Origin of the sequence: Pseudoalteromonas sp. MMG010 (assembly GCF_018100905.1) — a bacterium.
Classification (GTDB): domain Bacteria; phylum Pseudomonadota; class Gammaproteobacteria; order Enterobacterales; family Alteromonadaceae; genus Pseudoalteromonas.
The window spans coordinates 58,084-77,381 of record NZ_JAGJEG010000005.1; the positions used below are offsets into that span (position 1 = coordinate 58,084).

Here is a 19,298-nt window from a genome sequence, read left to right on the forward strand (position 1 = left end):
CTAGCCTAACCGTTTAAATAATTGCGATAACTCTTGTTCAGGGATCGGTTTACTATAATAGTAACCTTGCACTATGAAACAATTATTTTTTTGTAAAAACTCAATCTGCTCAACAGTTTCAACACCTTCAGCTACAACATCTAAATTAAGCTTTTGTGCCATGGCAATAATTGCAGCCGTAATTTCAGCGTCATTATCATCATCAGGAATATCCATGATAAATGAACGGTCTATTTTTAACACATCCACAGGAAAACGCTTTAAATAACTTAGTGAAGAATATCCGGTACCGAAATCGTCAATTGATATTGATACGCCTAATGCCTTTAACTCATGTAATTGTGTGATTGCGGCCTCAACATGACCCATTAACATACTTTCTGTTAATTCTAAGTGCAGGTTTTTAGTGTTGACGCCTGTTTTTTTAATAATGTCTTTTAACATAAATACTAAGTTAGCGTCTTTAAACTGCCTTGCAGATAGATTTACTGATACTGTACTTGCTCGCTCCTGCTGCTCTAAACGTACCGCAAACTTACATGCCTGTTGTAAAACCCATGCACCTAGCTCAACAATTATTCCGGTCGCCTCTGCAACTGGAATAAATTTAAACGGAGAGATATAGCCTTCTGTTGGATGCTCCCAGCGTATTAATGCTTCATAACCAATTATATCATTGCTGCGAGAATCAACTTGAGCTTGATAATGCACACTAAATTGGCGTTTTTTCATCGCTAAACGCAGTTCACTTTCAAGAAAGAGTCGTTCATTTGCTGCCGCATTGAGTTCTTGGCTATAAAAATGAAAAGTATTACGCCCTTTCGCTTTTGCCTCATACATTGCTAAATCGGCATGCTTTAGTAATAAATCTTCTTTGAGACTATCGTGAGGTGCCATAGTAATACCGATACTCGCACTGATAATAACTTCATTATTTCCTAATTTAATTGGCTCGTTTATCGTTTTTTGTATGGTATTAGCAACATCTGTTGCGTGGGCTTGTTCTTCGATCCCACTTAATAATACGGCAAATTCGTCACCCCCTAAGCGGGCAATTGTATCTTCAATACGTAACCGTTTTTTTAGCCGGTTAGCCACTTCGATTAAAAGCTGATCGCCCGAATCATGGCCTAATGTATCGTTAATCCGTTTAAATTCGTCTAAATCAAAATAAAATAATGCAAAAGCAAAATGGCCACGTTTTGCAAGCGCCATCGATTTACGTAATTGCATTCTGAAAAAAGTACGATTGGCTAATCCCGTTAGGGTATCGAAATACGCAAGGTGTTCCATTTTTCGCTGACTTTCTTTTATAAATGAAATATCTTGTGCTGATGCCACATAGCTGGTTATAGTGCCAACAGAGTCTCGTATCGGAGATACGCTTAACGATACCCAAGTTGGTTTTTTATCTTTTGCGGCAATTAATGTATCTCCACGCCAATAATTTCGACTATGTAAATCAGTTGAAATATCTTTGACAATAACAGACATTTCACTTGCGACTATGCTTAATAATGACTCATCAATAAAGTGACTTTCACTAAACCCTGTCATCTCCAGCATTTTAGGGTTTACGTATTCAATATTAAAAGAATTATCGGTAAGAACCACCCCTGTACCAGAAAAAGCAACAGCTTTTGATAATCGATTAGCTGCTTTTTCTGCGACCTCTTTCTCGTTAATACGTTGATTTAAACCATTTATAAGTTTACTTATCTCAACTGACATGTCTTTGAAAGATGCATTTAACACCCCTATTTCATCTTTACTTTCACTAGGAAATTCAGTGTCTAACCTACCTCGCCCAAAGCTTGTTACGGCATAAACTAAAGCATGTATGCGTCGTAACACTAATTGATACAAAGCTTGGTGCAATAATAATGTGACGAAAATAGCGTAAAGAACAAACAGTCCAAAAAATTTAATTTTTAAGTCCATAAGTGCAGTATGAACACGTGAGCGCTCTTCATACACTCCAACATACCAATTGAGTTTAGGGATTTTATTAATATTAATAATATATTCTAAACCTTCTTGCTGAAAAGAATCCGCAAGTGAATTTCTTTGCGTCGATATCACTTTGCTCACAATCTGTTGTAATGAAGAGTTTAAGAAGTTTTGTGTATAAACGCCTTTCCCTGCTCGACCCATAGATTGAACATATTTTTCATGAAGCTTTGGGTGAAAAAGTAAATGGCCTTGGTTATCAAACACCACTAATTGTTTTTTTTGGTCTTCGATAAGCAATTGCTCTAACAAGGTATTTAATGATAACTGAACACCAGTAAGCCCCCAAAAAGCATCGTTTAGATAAATAGGAACCGTCAGACTAACCACCTGTTGTTGCCACACATCATCAAAATAAGTTTTTGACCACACCGCTAATCTATCCGGATTGTTTTCAGGTTGAGTTAAAATATAACTCGACTCTTTCGTAAACTCATGATTTGAATCGATGCTATTCACTAAATCATGAGGTGAAACACGAATGAAGTTGTCTTGATTTACAACATAAAAATTTAAAAATTCATGGATTAAACTCGGCGCTATAAATTGCCATAATAATTGTGTTTGCTGAAGTAGTTGCTCAGTGTACGGTGAGGAAATTTGATGTGGTATAAATGCACCTGACACGCCATCTTCAGATATGCTTCTTATCGGCCCATCTGACTGCGATGATACTAACGGCGGTATTTCATCTATTGATAAACTCTTATTAATAAAAAGCTCATTATAAACCACTTTATTCGCTTCTATTGCGAGACTTTCTTTATGTGAAAGAAAACGCTTTAACTGTAACGTAATCGCATCGTTAGCAAACTTTAAGTTTTCATGTTCTTCAAAAACAAGTTGCTTTTCTTGTGATTGCAGCATGAGCCCTGCGGCAAAAATCCCTGCGATTAAACAAATAGCTGAAATTAAAAGCGAAAGCTTTACACTCAGTGAGTTAATGCCAAACCGTGAAGGAGGGTGACGAAAAACCACAGGCTAACCTTATTTATATAATTGTTATTTTTAAAACCATTGACACAAATATACCAGATTAAACTCTTTTATATAAATTTTTTGTAATATTTATTAGTAAAAAAACAAACTTATTAACATTAATGTGTATTCATACATTTAAAGCAATAAAAAAGTTATTTACACACTTATTTTACACACCATTTGTTATTATAATTTCACCTAAAACTGATGTAATCTGTCAATCACATCAAATAACGTTGTTGATAGATTATTTGATGTTGACTTTGTAGCCAACACTCCATACATTAGGCTTATGAAAATTATCTCGCACGATTCAATTACTTTTTATAGCTTCTTTTTTTTCTTTAGATAAAAGAGGCTGAGCTGTTTGTGAGATAAACTCAATCGAATAGTAAAGCCTCCCACCGGGAGGCTTTTTTGTATGTGCTGTTTTATACAGCAACTTTTTGGAATGAGGAACCCAAAATGACCAATGATGCATTGCACTCTTTGCGCCACGATATAAATGAAATAGATTCTGAGCTACTTATATTATTAGCAAAACGACGCCGTATTAGCCATGGCGTCGTTGAATATAAAATAGCCAACAATAAACCAATTCGAGATGAAGCGCGAGAGCAAGCGCTATTAGAGAAACTAATAGGCTATGGTAAATCACTTGGTTTAGATGCTTATTATATCAATAATGTCTTTCAAATTATTTTAGAAGATTCAGTTTTAAACCAACAAGCAATGCTGCAAAAAAACCTCAACCCCGAGGCTTTAAGCGAAACTCACCGAGTTACCTACCTAGGCGGCCAGGGTACATACAGCCAGCTTGCATGTCATAAATACTTTAGTCGCCGACCTGGTAAGCTAGTAGAAATTGGTTGTTCTTCATTTGAAGAGATCACAACGAAAGTAGAAAATGGACAAGCTGATTTTGGCTTGCTACCAATCGAAAATACCAGCTCAGGGAGTATAAATGAAGTATTCGACTTACTTCAACATGCACAAGTCTCGATTGTAGGCGAAGTCACTCACAGTATAGAGCATTGTTTATTAACGACCCCAGGCACTGAACTAAGTACAATCACCAAGTTATTTGCTCACCCACAACCCTTTGCGCAATGTAGCCGTTTCTTACAAGGGTTAGGTGATTTACAGCAAGAAACCTGTGATTCAACTGCCAGTGCGTTAAGTAACGCGTTAAACACACCAAATAGTGCTGCGATAGGGTCTGCACAAGCTGGTAAACATGTTGGTTTAGAAGTAATAAAATCAAATCTGGCTAATCAAAGCGAAAACCACAGTCGCTTTATTGTCGTTGCACGTAAACCATTGCAAGTATCAAAACAAATCCCTACCAAAACCAGTTTAATTATGGCAACGACACAACAGGCTGGTTCTTTAGCTGATGCATTAATGATTTTTAAACACCATAAAATCAATTTAGTTAAACTAGAATCTCGCCCTATGCCAGGCAATCCATGGGAAGAAGTGTTTTATGTCGATCTTGAAGCTAACTTAATTGATAACCAAGTGAAAGAAGCACTGGAAGAGTTAAAAGAATATACTCAATATGTACGTATTTTGGGTTGCTATCAAAGTGAATCTTTACAAGCTGTCAGTGTTGATAGCTAGGTAATAAAAATATAAAAAAAGGGCTTAACAGCCCTTTTTTTATATTTAATATTTAATATTTAATATTTAATATTTAATATTTAATCGAGCACTTTCGCGTCATTCGCTTTATTTAATAAGCTACGACTTTGCGTTAAAAACTGTGCGGTAGAATCCGAAAAATAAGCTTTCGCTTCAGCAAACGCATCAATTAAAGCTCCTTTATCACCCGCTTTTAATTTTGCTAGCGTATCAGCGAAAGTATTTTGATATTGCGCAAGTAAATCTTCAACGTTATCAAATTGCGCCAACATGATATCTGAATAAAGCTCCGGTGATTGAGCAAACAACCGCCCTACCATCATCAACTCTAATTGATAAATAGGTGACGAACAACTGCGTAACTCGGTTAGCGTATGCCCCTGTTTAGCTAAAAACTGACCATATACAAAAGTGGTTAAATGACGCATAACCTGGATAATCTGCATCGCTTCATCATGCTTTTTCGCATCTAACTCAACTAACTGACAACCCCATACTTGCAACTGCTCTAATAAGCCTGCAGCGACCTCAGGAGTTCGTCCTTCACATACGACCACAGTTTGTTTCACCCAATGTGAAATATCTGGACCAAACATAGGGTGTAAGCCAACAACAGGACCTTTATGCGCTTTTTTTAGTACATTTAATGGCGCTTGCTTAACCGATGTAATATCAACTAACAAACAATCATCATCAAGAGGAGGCAATGCATTAGCGACTGTTTCCAATGCATTAATAGGTACACTCAGCATGACCAGTTTCGCCCCTTGCAAAATGTCAGCTGCATTTTCTTGCTGCTCTTTGTCTAGAATTTTAACTTCGTAGCCCGAGCGCATAAATTGTTGAGCAAATAACTGTCCCATGGCCCCATTACCACCGACAATAACCACGGGTGATAATTGCGGTGCGGCACAAGCCAGCTTTGCTTGTTGATTTTGATAAGCTTCGCGCATCATTCTGCGTAAAATATCTTCAACCAGCTCAGGACTCACCCCTTGCTTAACCGCCTCTGCTCTGCGAGCCGCTAGCAAGCTGGCCTCTCTTTCTGGTGCATGTAATGGCGCGCCAGTTTGCTGTTTAATTGCGCCAATTTGCTCAGTTATACCATTACGTTTAGCAAGTAAAGCAACCAACTGGGCATCGCACTCATCAATGCCTTCTCTTAATTGGTCTAATTCTTTTATATCTGCCACGCCTAACACCACCTTAAAGCAATTTTGTAAATATATATTTACAAGAAAGTAAACTAAAAACTACGATAAATACTAACAGGATCAGTTAATTGATAAAAGGGTAAAAAATAAAAGTTATTAGTGATTAAAGTAAGCCAAACCTGTTTACTTAATTAATGACAATATTTGTAGGAGGAGTTTTCACACAACAAAGCAAACAATTACTATTTAGTGACTTAAAATCAGAAACGTTGCTCGTTATTAATATGTGTTGCACACAGTAAATTGAATATGTGTACACTTTTAAGCGCATTATTTTACGAGAATAAATATTTGTTATTTAAAAACCAAAACGGGTTGTATCCCTAAGGATACAACCCGTTTTATTTGCGTTGATAAACAGCGCGTATTAGTTAAGTTTTTCTCTAATACGTGCAGATTTACCAGAACGCTCACGTAGGTAGTAAAGTTTCGCACGGCGAACTGCACCGCGACGTTTAACTGCTACACTATCGATAAGTGGGCTATGCGTTTGGAATACACGCTCAACACCTTCACCGTTCGAGATTTTACGAACTGTGAATGCTGAGTGAAGACCACGATTACGCTTAGCGATTACAACACCTTCAAAGGCCTGTAGACGCTCTTTAGCACCCTCTTTAACACGTACTTGAACAACCACTGTATCACCAGGGCCGAACGCTGGTACGTCTGATTTAAGCTGCTCTTCTTCAAGCGCTTTGATTATATTTTGGTTTACTTTTGCCATTATGTTTCTCACTTTCCTAGGTGTAACTGTCTTCTAGCCACAAGCTTTTTGGTACTCTTGCTGAAATTGTGCGAGTAATACCGCTTGCTCCTCAGTCAGAGCTAGGTTATGCAACAAGTCAGGACGTCGTAACCAAGTTCTTCCTAATGACTGCTTAAGCCGCCATTTTGCAATTGCTTGGTGGTTTCCACTGAGTAATACAGCAGGCACCTTTTTGTCGTCCAATGTTTCTGGCCGTGTATAGTGAGGACAATCTAGCAAGCCATTCGAAAATGAATCTTGCTCTGCTGATTGGTTATGCCCTAAAACACCTGGCACTAATCGCGCTACTGCATCAATTAATGTCATGGCAGGTAGTTCACCACCACTCAAAATAAAATCACCAATTGACCATTCTTCGTCAACGTATGACTCTATTATTCTCTCGTCTATACCTTCATAGCGACCGGCAACTAAAATCAACTTATTGGAGTTTGCGAGTTCGCTTGCTCCTTGTTGATCTAATTTGCGCCCTTGCGGCGACATATAAATTACTTTTGCACCATCACCTGCAGCCTGTTTGGCTTCATCAATGGCTTGCTTCAAAGGTTCAACCATCATTAACATGCCTGGCCCACCCCCGTAAGGGCGGTCATCCACGGTTCTATGCTTATCAGTAGCATAATCTCGTGGATTAAAGCAGTTAAAATTAATTAACCCTTTTTGCACTGCGCGACCAGTGACCCCTTGCTGTGTAATAGCATCAAACATATCAGGGAAAAGGCTTATCACCCCAACCCATAAAGGATGTGTTTGACTCATTAAAAGCCAGGATCCCAATCTACAGTAATTTCTCTCGCTTCATGCTTAACCTCTTTAATAACTGAATCAGTTAAAAAGGGAATTAAACGTTCCGCTTGACCAAATGCATCTTTACTGTTTGCTTTAACAACCAGTACATCATTTGATCCTGTCTCCATCAGGTCATCAACAGTGCCTAAGTTATAACCTTTATCAGTTATAACCGACATGCCGATAAGATCTCGCCAATAGAACTCACCTTGCGGTAGTTCTGGTAATTGCGCTGAATCAACAGAAATTTCAACATTGGTATAAGCCACTGCTGCATCTCTGTCATCAACATTCGCAAATTTAGCGATAAAGCCCTTATTATGGCGACGCCAGTCGACCACTTCTAAGGTCTGCCATTTACCTTGCTGCCCTATCAACCACGGGCTGAAATCGAAGATCCCTTGGGGATCATCAGTAAATGAATGTACCTTAAGCCAGCCCTTTATACCATATGGGGCACCGAGCTTTCCTACGACAATAATTGATGAGGTGTTCTCTTGACTCATGGTTACACTTACGCCTATTAAGCCGCTTTACGAGCGTCTTTAACTAATTTTGCTACACGATCTGAAAGACCTGCGCCTTGACCTACCCAGTGATCAACACGAGATAAATCTAAACGAACTTTTTCTTCCTGACCTGAAGCGATTGGGTTAAAGAAACCAACTTTCTCGATGAAGCGACCGTCACGCGAGAAACGGCTATCCGCAACCACAATTTGATAGAAAGGGCGTTTTTTAGCGCCACCACGTTGCAAACGAATAGTTACCATACCGTCCTCTAAATAGATTGACTGTTTTCATTAATAAGATTTACTCCCCAGTATGGGGAGCCGGTGAATTGTACGAGTTTTTACCAACAATGCAAGTAAGAAGTGAGCTAAAACCTCACTTTAGTAGGTTAAACCATGATCTGAGCAGTGATAAAAACAATATAAAGCGTAAAGTGCATAATTTATGCAGTAAAAAAGGAGCTGATTGCTCCTTTTTTATTCTTAAATACTGCTTGGGCTAAAATTTAGGACCGCCTCCGCCCATCATTCCAGGTGGTAACATCCCTTTCATACCGCGCATCATTTTTTGCATGCCGCCTTTGCCTTTCATTTTTTTCATCATTTTTTGCATTTGCGTGAACTGTTTTAACAGCTTATTAATTTCTTGCACTTGTGTACCAGAACCTGCCGCAATACGCTTTTTACGTGAACCTTTGATAATTTCAGGACGAGCACGTTCTTGTTTTGTCATTGAACTGATAATCGCTTCCATTTGGATAAAGGTTTTATCGCCCATTTGCCCTTTTACAGCATCAGGCAAATTAGCCATACCAGGTAATTTATCAAGCATCGACATCATCCCGCCCATGTTTTTCATTTGCTTAAGCTGATCAGCAAAATCATCTAGCGTGAAGCCATTCCCTTTAAATACTTTTTCAGCAACTTTAGCAGCTTGCTCTTTATCTACTTTCATTTCGACTTCTTCGATTAATGAAAGTACATCACCCATTCCAAGTATACGAGAAGCAATACGATCTGGATGGAAAGGCTCTAGTGCATCGGTACGCTCACCCACCCCCATAAACTTAATCGGCTTGCCTGTAATGTGGCGTATAGATAAAGCAGCACCACCACGCGCATCACCATCTGTTTTGGTTAATATCACCCCAGTTAAAGGTAATGCTTCGTCGAATGCCTTTGCTGTGTTGGCAGCATCTTGACCCGTCATCGCATCAACAACAAATAAGGTTTCAATAGGGTTAATTGCTTTATGTAAGTCTTTTATTTCGTCCATCATGTCACTATCAACATGTAAACGACCTGCTGTATCGACTAATACAACATCAATAAATTTCTTTTTTGCGTGAGAAATTGCTGCAGTTGCAATATCAACTGGCTTTTGTGAGATGTCACTTGGGAAAAAATCAACCTCAACTTCATTCGCTAAAGTCTCTAACTGTTTTATCGCAGCAGGACGATATACATCGGCACTGACGACCAACACCGATTTCTTTTTACGTTCTTTTAAAAATTTAGCCAGTTTACCGACACTGGTTGTTTTACCAGCACCTTGTAAACCCGCCATCATTACAACGGCTGGAGGCTGTGCATTTAGGCTAAGCTCTTCATTTGCTTCACCCATGGCTTTTTCAAGCTCTTCACGCACTATTTTAACGAATACTTGGCCCGGACTTAAACTTTTAGTAACTTCAGTACCAACGGCGCGCTCTTTTACCTGTTTAACAAACTCGCGTACTACAGGTAACGCAACATCGGCCTCTAAAAAAGCCATGCGTACTTCGCGTAACGTATCTTTAATGTTGTCTTCAGTTAGACGTCCACGCCCACTGATATTTTTTAAGGTTTTACCTAATCGTTCTTGTAAGTTTTCAAACATGGAAAGTTCCGATAAGCCAATTATTTATAATTAATGCTTGCTTGGGCAAAAAATGACATTGCTAAGGCATTAAGTTAATGATTTAAAATTTTAATTAAAGATAGTATACCGTAAATGCAGGCATACAATACAGTATTCAAGTACTGCTTATGAGTTTCTTTTTATAAGGTCTATGCAATTGCTTTGCTATAAAATACAATGCAGTTAATTGAATACAATTTTTAACCATATTAATTAAGTGGCCAAAGCACAATGCTTATTATTAGTTTAACTATTATTGCCAGTTTATTTTACGTACTTGCCACCTCGCATGTATTATCACGACTTTTTCACAAGCAAGGCCCCAGCCAAAAAGTCACGGTTATACTCAGTACTGTAGCTATACTCGCGCATATGCTATTACTCGTTAACTCTGTATTTAGGGCTGATGGACAAGATTTAAGTACCGTAAATATTTCATTATTAACGTGTTGGGTTATTGTGGTTTCGGTCACCGCTGTATCACTTAAGTTTCCTGCGACATTATTATTGCCTGTTGTTTATGGCTTTGCTGCTATTCTCACTTTAGCGAGTTTAGTTATTCCTCATCATATTTTATTGCAAAGTATTAATATTGATATAGGGCTGGTAACGCATATTTCATTATCATTGTTAGCTTACTGTATTTTAATTATTGCTACTTTATATGGCGTGCAATTTTACTTTATTGATAAACGTCTAAAACGCAAAGACTTAGCCATCGTAAATAGTCACCTTCCACCATTAATGGTTGTAGAAAAACAACTTTATCAATTACTCAATTTAGGGACTGTCTTACTCACTCTTGCACTCCTATCGGGGTTTGCTTTTTTAGAAGGCATGTTTGCAAAAGAGTTTATCCACAAAACAGTACTGTCTTTAATTGCATGGGCAATCTTTGTTATTGCGGCATTAGGGCATATAAAAAATGGTTGGCGCGGTAAACCGATTGTGATCACAATTATGATAGCCGCTTTTATTTTAACACTGGCTTATTTTGGCAGTCGTTTTGTTCAAGAAGTCGTTTTAAATAAGTTTTAACTTGACTGTACTTGCTCACTCTAGCTTAATACACACTGATTTATAAAAAAAGGATCCATCGTTGGACGACATATCGACAAGTACGCTGTTTATCATCTTAGGTTTATTGGTGCTTTTTTCTGCTTATTTTTCTGGCTCTGAAACCGGAATTATGTCAATCAATCGTATTCGTTTGCGCCATCTTGAAAAAGAGAACCACCGCGCAGCAAAACGAGTCGGTAAGTTACTTACTCGACCAGATAGGCTTATCGGCCTCATATTAATTGGTAACAATCTGGTTAATATTGCCGCGGCGCAGGTTGCAACTATTATTGGTATTCGATTATATGGCGACTTAGGTATTGCAATCGCCACCGGTGCGTTAACTTTAATCGTACTTATCTTTGCCGAAGTCACGCCTAAAACATTAGCGGCGTTATATCCCGAAAAAGTCGCATTTCCTAGCTCAGTGATCCTCAAGGGGCTATTAAAAATATTATTCCCGTTTGTTGTGTGTGTAAACTGGCTAACAAATGGAATGTTACGCCTGTTTGGTATTACCACAGAACAAATTGAAGAACACAGCCTCAGTAAAGAAGAGTTAAAAACGGTTGTAAGTGAATCAGGTGCACTGATCCCTGCTCGTCACCAGAGTATGTTGACTTCTATTTTAGATTTAGAGCAAGTGACTGTTGAAGACATCATGATCCCACGCAATGAAATTATTGCCATTGATATTAATGATGAATGGAAGGTCATTAGCCGCCAATTAACTCATGCTCAACATACGCGCGTACTGCTGTATCGTGACCAAATAGATGATGCTGTTGGATTTATCCATTCGCGCGATGCACTGCGATTATTAACAAAAGAGCAATTCGACAAACCGTCATTATTACGAGCTGTAAGAGAGATATACTTTATTCCTGAAGGGACCTCTCTGAATACCCAGCTATTGAAGTTTCAACAATCGAAAGAACGTATTGGTTTAGTCGTTGATGAATATGGCGACATTCAAGGTTTAGTTACCCTTGAGGATATTTTAGAAGAGGTTGTAGGTGACTTTACAACCACTCAAACTCGTACCCCAAGTGAAGAAGTAACAACTCAACCAGATGGCTCTTGTATTGTTGATGGCGGTGCTAACATACGAGACATTAATAAAGAAATGGGATGGGAATTCCCGCTTGATGGCCCTAAAACATTAAGTGGACTCATCGTTGAGTATTTAGAAGATATCCCTGAGGCTAATATTAGCTTACGTATAGCGGGATACCCTATTGAAGTATTAGAAGTAAAAGAGAACATGATTAAGCTTGTAAAAGTGCTACCCAGTGAGCGAAAAAGCTAATCAAATATGTCAAAAATAAAGGAGTCGATTGACTCCTTTATTTTAGGTCTCTCAAACATCTATTAAAATAAACGTTCAAACCAGCTTTTATCTAAATCAGCTTCACAGCGTTTTAATTGTTGCGAATAACGACTAGCTCGATGTTTAACCTTATTTGCAACGGCCATAAGCCATTTTTTCTTTTTATAGCTACCGCGTTTATACCCGCCCCACCCTTCGTGGTAATTTAGGTATTGTGCATAAGCATCCCATTTAGATATACCATTTATTTTATGGGTTTTATAAACAAACCATGCCATAAAATCGATAGCATCATCAAAATCATCTCTATCAGCGCCACTATTATCTGTTTCGCGGATATAATCAGACCATGTCGGGGTTTTTGCTTGAGAATACCCATAAGCTGAGCTCGCTCTGCCTGTAGGTATAATCCATAAAAAGTATTCCATCGGCGGTGCCGCATCATGTTTAAATGAGCTTTCTTGATACATCATACTCATAAGAACATGCTTCGGCGATCCCCACTTCTCTTGCGCATCTTTAGCATCAAAATACCAATCTTCTTTTTCTTGGAAAATTTTACAGATATCTTGAGGTTGTTTAGGAGGGGCTGTGGCACAGCCAGCAAGAGACAGAGCAATAGATAAAATAATTATGTTTTTTGTCATTGTTATACATGCTCATTTAGCGCTAATAAGGCATAAATTTAAATAATTAAGTTGTAATATACACACCTTTATATAAAAACGCAGCTTAAGTAAGCTGCGTTTTATTTATTATACTTATTGAGCAAAGTACTGATCTAAAAAAACTTTAAATGTAGTTGTGTCCGCTTGCTCTATTTTTGTCAGCGCCTCATTAGAAGCTTGTACTTGGTGTGTTAACCACTCTTTTGAATACACTTGGTAATCGGTTTGCTGATGACTCAATTTGTACTTTTTCGCAAGCGCTAAAGCAAAATGACCATTATCAAGCCCTGACTCCACTAATGTATTCACGTAGCGTCCAGAGTAAGTGAGCTGCGGTTTATCAATCCAGCTAGCCATACGCGAAATTGTTTCGCTGTAATAACTTACCCCATATTGTTTATCCATAAACTGCGCAACATTTTCGAGCTGTGAAAAAATCTCATTCCCCCACGACGTGAGTGTGCGCTCTTGATTTTTATCGTTTAAAACAAGCTTTTGAGCACGCCCTTCATTAACAACTTTTTCTAAGTTGGCGTTGGCGCTCATTTGCTCATCCCACTGCATATCAGGTGAGTTTTTTAATAGACAGTAAGTTAAAAATACATCTAAAAAGTGAATTTGTTCAATATCAATACCTGTTTCACTAAATGGGTTAACATCTAATGCGCGTATCTCAACATACTCAATACCTGCTCTTAATAATGCATCCGTTGGTTTTTCACCCGCTTGGGCATTACGCTTAGGACGAATTGGCGAATAAAATTCATTTTCAATTTGTAAAATGTTTTTATTCAGTTGCTTTGGTTGCTCACTGGTATAGTCATCTAAATCAGCATAAATATCTGAAGGGGTATTAATTGCTTTTTTGAGCCCCGCTACATATTCATCTAATGAGTTATACATCACGCGTAATGATGACTGAGCGCTGTTGGTATACCCTAGATCGCCTAAACGAAGTGCAGTCCCCACTTCTAAATAAAGTGTACCTTTGCCTAGTTTTTTAAATGGTAACTGTGTTTCTCTACCTTGTAAAAATGAACCACACAATGCCGGCGATGCGCCAAACAAATAGCTAATCAACCATAATTCACGTTTAAAATTACGAATAAGCCCTAAGTAACCATCAGATATAAAGTCCTGTAAAGGCGCTTCACTTTGCTGTAATGAATGCAGGCTTTGCCAGAGTGTTTCGGGAAATGAAATATTAAAATGCACACCAGAAATTGCTTGCATCATACTGCCATAACGATTTTTTAACCCTTCTCGATACAAGGTTTTCATTTTGCCAGTATTCGATGAACCAAATTGCGCTAATACAATATCATCTTGATTATCTATAAAGCACGGCATGCTAATAGGCCACAATAATTCATCACCCATATGTTCTAAGGTAAACTTTTGTAGATCTTTTAATTGCGCTAATGTTTCTGCAGGAAACTCGCTGACAGGTGTAATAAACTCAAGAAGAGACTCAGAAAAATCTGTGGTAATTTGACCATTTGTTAATGCACTTCCTACACCTTTTGGGTGGCCGTTTTTAGAAATGGCACCCGAGTCTTTAATTCTTAGAGACTCTCTTTCAATTCCACGCATAATGCCTTTTATTGAGTGCTGGTATTGTTCTGCTGATAACGCACTCAGCGTGCTTGTTAAATCATGTGTTGTCAAAAATGCTTCCTCGAGCCACTTGGCATAATCTTAAGGTTATGGGGGCTAATTATTTATACTCAAGATTAAAATAGGCTGTTTGCAAAAAAACTTAATTGTATTGCCATTAATCTTGCCACCGCATTAATAAATATACAATGTCTTTACTACCACGGTACTGCTAATAAATTAAATAACATGTAATGATACGGTAATATTAACGAATATTTTTCTGTGTCGTTAATCCCATAAAGTTCACGTTAGACGAGTAATATAACTACGTCATATTTTACTTGTTGATAAACAGACCGTCCTTTTACGATAAAAAATACATCGTAATAAAAATATTAGTAGCCGTAATACGGCGATTAAACCTATTTAGATTATATTTAAAATCAATTAATTGGCTTTTCATTTGCACTTTGCCTTTCTCATTAAAATAAAATTGATTTAGATCATAAAAAACCTGCTTAGTACCTTAACTAGGACTAATATCCCATATCTGACATTTAACTTTAGTATTAAAATAAACGGCATATACAACAGTTTAGTATGGAACAATTACAATGCGTCGTAATCAACATACCCAAGATAAAGAAGTTTTATTTGATCAAAGCCAAGAATTGGTATCAACCACTGATTTAAGGGGAATTATCACCTACGCTAACCCTGCTTTTTGTGATATTGCAGGGTATTCTAAAGCTGAATTAGTTGGTAAAAACCATAATATAGTCCGCCACCCTGATATGCCCAAAGCCGCATTTAAAGAAATGTGGGATACATTAAAACAAGGACATTCATGGCGTGGGGTAGTAAAAAACCGCTGTAAAGATGGTAGTTACTACTGGGTTGATGCGTTTGTCACTCCAATATACGAACATGGTCAATTAGTTGGGTATCAATCAGTACGCATTAAACCCTCACAATCCATTAAACAAAAAGCCATGGCTTTGTATCAACAAATAAATTCAGGGAAGTCATTATTTAGCTGGCGAGAAAGCACGTCTCTGCGACGTACAATTACGGGGTTAATATTACTCACATGGCTAATTAGCTGTGCATTTTTAGTTTCGGTTAGTTTTGCTGCTATAAATACATTTATTTGCCTGCTCGTTTTAGCCCTAAATTATGATGAACTCATCGTTACTCCGAGCCAACTTAACCTGCAAAAAGCACAGTCTGACTCTGTTTCGCGCTATGTATTTTGTGGCCAACATCCGTATAGTATTAGCCAGTATCGCGAATACATGCTCAATGCAAAGTTACGCACGGTACTGGGTCGAATGAAGGACTCTACTGTTGATTTTAATAACATTGCCACCAGCTTAGATGCTCAATCTACATTAACTGAGCAAGGTATTTCAGCACAAGGCGAACGCTTAGCACAAATTGGCTCTGCAATGATGCAAATGAGCGCGACCATCGGTGAAATATCAACAAACACCTCAAATACCGCACACAAAGTTGATATTACCCATCAAAGTTGCCTGGAAGTTAAACAGCATATCGCCGGTAATCGAACCATGGTTTCAGATTTAGCGGTGCATGTAGAAAAAGCCGCAAATACAGCGTCAGGCTTAGCCTCTGAGGCCGATAAAATTGGCCAAGTAATGAGTGAAATACAAGGCATAGCCGAGCAAACAAATTTATTAGCACTTAATGCGGCTATTGAAGCTGCACGCGCCGGTGAACATGGAAGAGGATTTGCGGTTGTTGCCGATGAAGTGAGAGCGTTATCTTCGCGGACACAAAATGCAACAGCACAGATCCATAGCTCAATAAAAGAAATACAAGATACCTTGTTTACCTGGTCTAGCATAATGCAAGATACGAAGTCTCAAGCTGATGAGTGTGTCGACTCTACAGAGCAAAGCCAACAGGAGCTTGATGAAATTTATATGCAAATTAGTAAAATAGCTGAGTTAGCCAGTGACATCTCCACCGCTGCAATGCAGCAACAAGGTGTAAGCCAAGATATTAGCAATAATATTACGGATATTAAGTCGCTCGGTGATAATAATTTAACATTAAGCTTTAATGTCGCTAAAGATGCCGCAGAATTAGTTGATGGCTCACGAAAGGTCAACGACATGATACTTACATTTAAAATTTAATAATTATTAACGCGTAATTAGGCTCCATGTTACGAGCCTAATTACTCTTTTTGTTTATTGAGTGGTAAATGTAAGCCCTTGCTCGTTAGCATCAATCAGTATTAAACACCCACTGACATACTCTCCCGCTAATAGCTTTTGTGCCAATGGATTTTCTATTGTTTGTTGAATTGCACGCTTGAGAGGTCGTGCACCGTAAACGGGATCAAAGCCACTGGCTGCAATTCGTTCAAGTGCCGCATCGGTTATTTCAAGCAAATACCCCATTTCTGTTAATCGTTCGCGTAATTTAATGAGCTGAATATCGGCAATTTCTTTTATATGCTCATGAGCAAGAGAATGAAACACGACGGTTTCATCAATTCGGTTAATAAACTCAGGTCTAAACTGCTCAACCAAAACCCCCATTACTTTTTCTTTAAGTGTGTCGTAATCGTGGTTTCCTGCTTGCTCTTGAATAATATCTGAGCCTAAATTAGAGGTCATAATGATAACTGTATTTTTAAAGTCTACAGTTCGCCCTTGGCCGTCAGTTAAGCGACCATCATCTAATACTTGAAGTAAAATATTAAATACATCAGGGTGTGCTTTTTCCACTTCATCAAGCAAAATAACAGAATAAGGTTTACGTCTCACCGCTTCGGTTAAATAGCCTCCCTCTTCGTAACCGACATAACCCGGAGGTGCGCCCACTAAACGAGCCACCGAATGTTTTTCCATAAATTCAGACATATCAATGCGTACCATTGCATCTTCAGTGTCGAACATAAAGCCAGCTAACGCTTTGGTTAATTCGGTTTTTCCCACCCCGGTTGGACCTAAAAATAAAAATGAGCCGATAGGTCTATTTGGATCAGCAAGTCCCGCTCTCGAACGACGAATAGCATTTGCAACCGCCCCGACGGCTTCATCTTGACCAATCACTTTACCGTGTAATTGTTGCTCCATTTGTAATAGCTTTTCACGTTCACCTTGAAGCATCCGAGAAACCGGTATTCCCGTCCAACGCGACAATATTTCGGCTATTTCATCTTCACCAACCTGGTTTTTTAATAAGCTCATATCTTGCATTTCGGCTTGAGAGGCTAAATCAAGTTTACGCTCTAGCTCTGGGATCCGGCCATATTGCAGTTCTGACATACGCTGTAAATCACTTGCTCTTCGCGCCACATCTAAATCTAAACGCGCTTGCTCTAATTCAGCTTTTATTACTTGCGTGCCCTGCAAAGAAGCTTTCTCCGCATTCCATACTTCATCAAGCTCTCTGTATTGGCTATCAAGTTCACTGATCAATTCTTGCATTTCGCTGCGGCGCTTTTGGCTCGCCTCATCTTTTTCTTTTGATAGTGCGTTATCTTCGAGCTTTAATTGAATTATTTTACGCTCCAGCTTATCAAGTGATTCTGGTTTTGAATCTATCTGTAAGCGAATAGACGAACCGGCTTCATCAATTAAGTCAATGGCTTTGTCTGGGAGTTGGCGATCACTAATATATCGATGCGATAACTGAGCAGCCGCAACAATAGCGGGATCGGTAATTTCGACTGAATGATGTAATTCATAACGTTCTTTAAGCCCACGTAAAATAGCAATTGTATCTTCTACTGTTGGCTCCTCTACTAACACTTTTTGGAAGCGGCGCTCTAAAGCAGCATCTTTCTCAATAAATTGTCGGTATTCATCTAACGTTGTCGCACCAACACAATGTAGTTCACCTCTGGCCAATGCTGGTTTTAGCATGTTACCAGCATCCATTGCGCCATCAGATTTACCTGCACCGACCATAGTATGAATTTCATCAATAAATAAAATAACTTGCCCTTCTTCTTTAGCAAGTTCGTTTAATACCGACTTTAAACGCTCTTCAAATTCGCCTCGATATTTTGCACCTGCTACAAGTGCCCCCAAATCAAGTGATAAAACGCGTTTATTTTTTAACCCTTCAGGAACTTCTAAATTAATAATACGTTGCGCTAGTCCTTCGGCGATCGCTGTTTTCCCCACACCAGGCTCACCAATTAAAACAGGGTTGTTTTTAGTTCGACGTTGTAACACTTGAATCGTGCGTCTAATTTCATCGTCTCGGCCAATAACAGGGTCTAATTTCCCCTGCTCTGCGCGCTCAGTTAAATCAATCGTAAATTTCTCTAATGCTTGACGTGTTTCTTCTGCATTAGCATCGTTAACTTTTTGCCCACCACGAATTGCTTTTATTGCACTTTCTACCTTCTGAGAAGTAATATTTAGCGCTTTAAAAATATCGCCTAATGGACCTTTGTCTTCACAGGCTGCCAGTACAAATAGTTCACTCGAAATAAACTTATCTTTGCGCTTTTGCGCATACTTATCACACAGGTTAATCAAAGACACCATATTATGTGATAGCTGGACATCACCACCAACCCCTTCAACTTTGAAGAGTTTTTCTATTGCTTGCGATAACTTAGTATTGAGTTCGTCGGCACTCACCCCAGTTTGAGCAAGTAAAGCACGCACACTCGAACCATTTTGCTTAAGTAACGAATACATTAAATGTACTGGTTCAATAAATTGATGATCGCGCCCAAGTGCCAATGACTGTGCATCTGAAAGCGCAGATTGAAATTTGCTTGTAAATCTATCTAAACGCATTTTGAGTTACCTATTAAAAAATTAACTGTTT

14 protein-coding genes are annotated in these 19,298 nt (G+C 38.5%); 4 read left to right on the plus strand and 10 right to left on the minus strand.

What is annotated here, in order from left to right:
• Positions 1-2,988: an EAL domain-containing protein gene (locus J8L70_RS07290; protein WP_211054882.1), complete on the minus strand. Its 2,988-nt coding sequence runs from the start codon at positions 2,986-2,988 to the stop codon at positions 1-3.
• Between the two features lie 468 nt (positions 2,989-3,456).
• Between J8L70_RS07290 and J8L70_RS07295 the strand changes: the two genes are divergently transcribed.
• Positions 3,457-4,614, plus strand: coding sequence for a chorismate mutase (locus J8L70_RS07295; RefSeq protein WP_211054883.1), 1,158 nt, complete (start codon positions 3,457-3,459; stop codon positions 4,612-4,614).
• Between the two features lie 80 nt (positions 4,615-4,694).
• Here the strand turns inward: J8L70_RS07295 and tyrA are convergent, their stop codons facing one another.
• From tyrA to ffh, 6 genes are all read right to left on the minus strand, one after another.
• Positions 4,695-5,828, minus strand: coding sequence for a bifunctional chorismate mutase/prephenate dehydrogenase (gene tyrA / locus J8L70_RS07300; RefSeq protein WP_211054884.1), 1,134 nt, complete (start codon positions 5,826-5,828; stop codon positions 4,695-4,697).
• A 388-nt stretch (positions 5,829-6,216) separates the two neighbouring features.
• A complete protein-coding gene (rplS, locus tag J8L70_RS07305; protein WP_211054885.1) occupies positions 6,217-6,576 on the minus strand; it encodes a 50S ribosomal protein L19 in 360 nt (119 codons plus the stop codon).
• A gap of 33 nt (positions 6,577-6,609) precedes the next feature.
• Positions 6,610-7,377 carry a tRNA (guanosine(37)-N1)-methyltransferase TrmD gene (trmD, locus tag J8L70_RS07310; RefSeq protein WP_211054886.1) on the minus strand — a complete coding sequence of 256 codons (768 nt, stop codon included), beginning with the start codon at positions 7,375-7,377 and terminating at the stop codon, positions 6,610-6,612.
• On the minus strand, positions 7,377-7,913 hold the full coding sequence (gene rimM, locus J8L70_RS07315; protein WP_211054887.1) for a ribosome maturation factor RimM: 537 nt from the start codon (positions 7,911-7,913) through the stop codon (positions 7,377-7,379). The genes trmD and rimM overlap by 1 nt, the downstream gene beginning before the upstream one ends.
• Before the next feature lie 17 nt (positions 7,914-7,930).
• A complete protein-coding gene (rpsP, locus tag J8L70_RS07320) occupies positions 7,931-8,179 on the minus strand; it encodes a 30S ribosomal protein S16 (RefSeq protein WP_058561214.1) in 249 nt (82 codons plus the stop codon).
• 238 nt (positions 8,180-8,417) lie between these two features.
• Positions 8,418-9,797, minus strand: coding sequence for a signal recognition particle protein (gene ffh, locus J8L70_RS07325; protein WP_211054888.1), 1,380 nt, complete (start codon positions 9,795-9,797; stop codon positions 8,418-8,420).
• Between the two features lie 252 nt (positions 9,798-10,049).
• Between ffh and ccsA the strand changes: the two genes are divergently transcribed.
• Positions 10,050-10,856 carry a cytochrome c biogenesis protein CcsA gene (gene ccsA, locus J8L70_RS07330; RefSeq protein WP_211054889.1) on the plus strand — a complete coding sequence of 269 codons (807 nt, stop codon included), beginning with the start codon at positions 10,050-10,052 and terminating at the stop codon, positions 10,854-10,856.
• 61 nt (positions 10,857-10,917) lie between these two features.
• Entirely contained in the window at positions 10,918-12,186 is a 1,269-nt protein-coding gene (locus tag J8L70_RS07335; RefSeq protein WP_211054890.1) for a CNNM domain-containing protein, read from the plus strand.
• A gap of 62 nt (positions 12,187-12,248) precedes the next feature.
• Here J8L70_RS07335 and J8L70_RS07340 read toward each other — a convergent pair whose 3' ends face one another.
• Positions 12,249-12,854 (minus strand): transglycosylase SLT domain-containing protein, encoded by a 606-nt coding sequence (locus J8L70_RS07340; RefSeq protein WP_211054891.1) that lies wholly within the window; start codon positions 12,852-12,854, stop codon positions 12,249-12,251.
• A 114-nt stretch (positions 12,855-12,968) separates the two neighbouring features.
• A complete protein-coding gene (gshA, locus tag J8L70_RS07345; RefSeq protein ID WP_211054892.1) occupies positions 12,969-14,543 on the minus strand; it encodes a glutamate--cysteine ligase in 1,575 nt (524 codons plus the stop codon).
• A gap of 545 nt (positions 14,544-15,088) precedes the next feature.
• On the opposite strand from gshA, the gene J8L70_RS07350 reads away from it, so the two are divergent.
• Positions 15,089-16,636: a methyl-accepting chemotaxis protein gene (locus J8L70_RS07350; protein ID WP_211054893.1), complete on the plus strand. Its 1,548-nt coding sequence runs from the start codon at positions 15,089-15,091 to the stop codon at positions 16,634-16,636.
• 54 nt (positions 16,637-16,690) lie between these two features.
• Here the strand turns inward: J8L70_RS07350 and clpB are convergent, their stop codons facing one another.
• On the minus strand, positions 16,691-19,267 hold the full coding sequence (clpB, locus tag J8L70_RS07355; protein ID WP_211054894.1) for an ATP-dependent chaperone ClpB: 2,577 nt from the start codon (positions 19,265-19,267) through the stop codon (positions 16,691-16,693).
• Positions 19,268-19,298: the final 31 nt, after the last annotated feature.